We start from the raw sequence: 3,263 nt of genomic DNA on the forward strand, positions 1-3,263 counted from the left end.
ACAGACGTTTTGGCATAAAAAAACCGGCGCTTACGCCGGTTTTTTTTGCTCAGGCTAAATTTGCTCAGGCTAAAATAGCATTATTTTTTCGGGGCCTGCGGGTCGGTGTCGTACTCCGCACAGGTCTGATAGCCCGAATTCATCACGTGGCCGGTGTCGTCCAGCGCCACAAAGTAGGTTTCGGTTTTACCATCGCGCTGACCCAGGATATAGGTCTGGCAGGTACCACGAGCGTGGATCATAGTGACTTCTGAGGACGGTTTACCTGCAACCTGCATAACCTGCGCGCGGCTCATGCCTTTTTTAACGTCTTTAACGACCGGCGTGGTGACCTGATCTTTAGTACGATCGTAAGCAGTACACCCTGCCAGCATTGCCATTACTGCTGCTGCACCCATAATTCCTGCGAGTTTCATATTCATAATCCTTCCTCTTGTTATCCGCTGTTGTATCAGCGCGTTATCTAAGCCTGGAATATAAAATAACTTTTTTCAACCTGCTGATTGCGATGACATAACTTTCGGAAAATTCTAATAAAACTGATATAAGGTACTAAACCGACGCAAATTACGGCACTCGATGGCGATACCCTTGTCGTTTCAGTGCCGACGAGTTAGCTTTATTAGAGAGCGATATTGCCACTGGCCCGGCAGGCCACTAACGGAGGATAATTAATGACTCTGCAACAAGAAATTATTGAAGCCCTTGGCGTGAAGCCAACGGTAAATGCGGAAGAAGAAGTTCGCCGCAGCGTAGATTTTCTCAAAGCCTATCTAAAAGCGCACCCGTTTTTAAAAACCCTGGTGCTGGGCATCAGCGGCGGCCAGGATTCGACCCTTGCCGGCAAACTGAGCCAGATGGCCATAACTGAACTGCGTCAGGAGACGGGCAACGAGGCGCTGCAGTTTATCGCCGTGCGCCTGCCCTACGGCGTGCAGTTTGACGAGCAGGATTGCCAGGACGCCATCGGCTTCATCAAGCCGGACCGCGTGTTGACCGTAAACATCAAATCCGCCGTGCTGGCCAGCGAGCAGGCCCTGCGCGAAGCGGGCATTGAACTGAGCGATTTTGTTCGCGGCAATGAAAAAGCGCGTGAGCGTATGAAAGCCCAGTACAGCATTGCTGGCATGACCAGCGGCGTAGTGATTGGTACTGACCATGCCGCAGAGGCGGTAACCGGGTTTTATACCAAGTACGGTGACGGCGGCACGGATATCAACCCGCTGTTCCGCCTGAACAAACGCCAGGGTAAACAGCTGCTGGCGCATCTGGGCTGTCCAGAGCATCTCTACAAAAAAGCGCCAACGGCGGATCTGGAAGACGATCGCCCCTCCCTGCCGGATGAAGCCGCGCTGGGTGTGACCTATGAAAACATTGATGATTATCTGGAAGGCAAAACGCTGGATGAAGGCACCGCCCGCATTATCGAGGGCTGGTACCTGAAAACCGAGCACAAGCGCCGTCCACCGATCACGGTTTTTGACGACTTCTGGAAGAAATAAATTCCCCAGGCGGCGCAAGCCGCCTCTTTTTTCACCATTCATTGCCTGCTACACTGGATAAGTAACCAGTATCAGGAGTTTATCTGTGGCAAGGCGTCAATCAGCCCCACGTCTGGATTTTGAGGCGGCGGCTATCTACGAGTATCCCGAACATTTGCGACCGTGGCTTGAAGCATTACCTAAGCATCCCGGCGTCTATTTTTTCCATGGCGAAAGCGAAGCGATGCCGCTCTACATCGGTAAGAGCATCAATATTCGCAGCCGCGTGCTCTCCCATCTGCGCACCGCCGATGAGGCCGCCATGCTGCGCCAGTCCCGGCGCATTACCTGGGTGCGTACCGCCGGTGAAATTGGTGCTCTGCTGCTGGAAGCACAGCTGATTAAAGAGCAGCAGCCGCTGTTCAACAAACGGCTGCGGCGCAATCGCCAGCTCTGCTCTCTGCTGCTGGCGGGGGAAAAACCGCAGGTCGTCTATGCCCGCGAGGTCGACTTCTCGGCACAGCCAGGGCTGTACGGTCTGTTCGCTAACCGTCGGGCGGCGTTGCAAACGCTGCAAAGCATCGCCGATGAGCAAAAGCTCTGCTACGGACTGCTGGGGCTGGAGTCGCTGACCCGAGGCCGGGGCTGTTTCCGTTCAGCGCTCAACCGCTGTGCGGGGGCGTGCTGCGGCAAGGAGAGCGTGGAGGCGCATAACCAGCGCCTGATTGACGCACTTGAGCGCACGCGGCTGGTGTGCTGGCCGTGGCGTGGTCCGGTTGCGTTGAAAGAGAGCAGCGGAGAGATGACCCAGTATCATATCATCCATAACTGGCTGTGGCTGGGGTCGGTAGATTCGCTTGACGAGGCGGCCAGCCTGCCGCGTCCGCAGGCAAGCTTCGATCAGGATGGCTATAAGATCCTCTGCAAACCGCTGATTACCGGCCAACACGATATTACCGAGCTGCCCTGGCCCGCAGAGTAACCTTTGCTCGTCTGCCGTAGCGTCAACGGCAGGCGAGCAGTTACGGCTTAGTGGCCCGGCAGCCAGGTGATTTCGCTAAACAGCAGCTGGCCCTCGGACTTCAATAGCCGCAGCGTGTGATGCCCCTCCTGCCACCAGGCACCCTGGTCAGCAGTCAGTAGCTTATCCCCCAGCTGCCATGCCCCGCTCAAAACAAAAACCACCCCACCCCGTGAGGCAAAGGTCGTAAAGGTGCGATCGGCAACGCGCACCTTCGCCTGACAGCGATCCCGGCGGGTCATGATATTAAAATCCATCGACATCTGACCGTCGGAAAGCTGCGCCCTGACCGGCTGCTCGCCAGCAAAGGTAAAGGGCTGGAGACGCTTAAGCGTATGGTTAAACGCGCTGCCGCCGTCGAGCATCACCTCTCCCCCTTCAATCAGGGTAATCACCCGATCCACGCCGGTAAACTGGGGAAAACCGCCGTTGCTGGCAAGAGAGGCAATACTGGCGCGCCAGTCGAAATCACGGGTCGCAGCCGGAAAGCAGCAAATTTCTCGGGTCTCGCCTGCGCCATTGCGCCACAGGTTGACTGGCATTTTACGAATATCAAAGTATTCCATCATCACCCTCAATGACGCGCACGCGCGTCCGCGCAACGGTCATAGCCGCCACGCTTTTTTGTTATCGATTGCTGTTCTGAATGAGCATACCGTTTCGTTAGCGGCTAACAAAGAGGGGAACAAAGAAAAAACCGCCGGACTTGCCCACAGCCCGATGGGGATGTGAGCAAGTCCGGCGGTCTTAAGAAGATGATT

At 55.6% G+C, this 3,263-nt stretch carries 4 protein-coding genes; 2 read left to right on the forward strand and 2 right to left on the reverse strand.

Features of this window, described 5'->3' with window-relative positions:
• Positions 1-80: 80 nt before the first annotated feature.
• A complete protein-coding gene (gene osmE / locus FN633_RS02175; RefSeq protein ID WP_042394854.1) occupies positions 81-422 on the reverse strand; it encodes an osmotically-inducible lipoprotein OsmE in 342 nt (113 codons plus the stop codon).
• A gap of 252 nt (positions 423-674) precedes the next feature.
• Between osmE and nadE the strand changes: the two genes are divergently transcribed.
• A complete protein-coding gene (gene nadE / locus FN633_RS02180; protein ID WP_154056580.1) occupies positions 675-1,502 on the forward strand; it encodes an ammonia-dependent NAD(+) synthetase in 828 nt (275 codons plus the stop codon).
• A gap of 85 nt (positions 1,503-1,587) precedes the next feature.
• Complete coding sequence (cho, locus tag FN633_RS02185) at positions 1,588-2,463, forward strand: excinuclease Cho (RefSeq protein WP_154056581.1); 876 nt, start codon at positions 1,588-1,590, stop codon at positions 2,461-2,463.
• Positions 2,464-2,510: 47 nt separating this feature from the next.
• On the opposite strand, the gene ves is transcribed toward cho, so the two are convergent.
• The gene (gene ves / locus FN633_RS02190; RefSeq protein ID WP_042394862.1) at positions 2,511-3,068 is read right to left on the reverse strand and encodes an environmental stress-induced protein Ves; all 558 of its coding nucleotides are present in this window, start codon (positions 3,066-3,068) and stop codon (positions 2,511-2,513) included.
• Positions 3,069-3,263 lie beyond the last annotated feature (195 nt).

It is taken from the genome of Pseudescherichia vulneris (genome assembly GCF_902164725.1).
Lineage (GTDB): Bacteria > Pseudomonadota > Gammaproteobacteria > Enterobacterales > Enterobacteriaceae > Pseudescherichia > Pseudescherichia vulneris.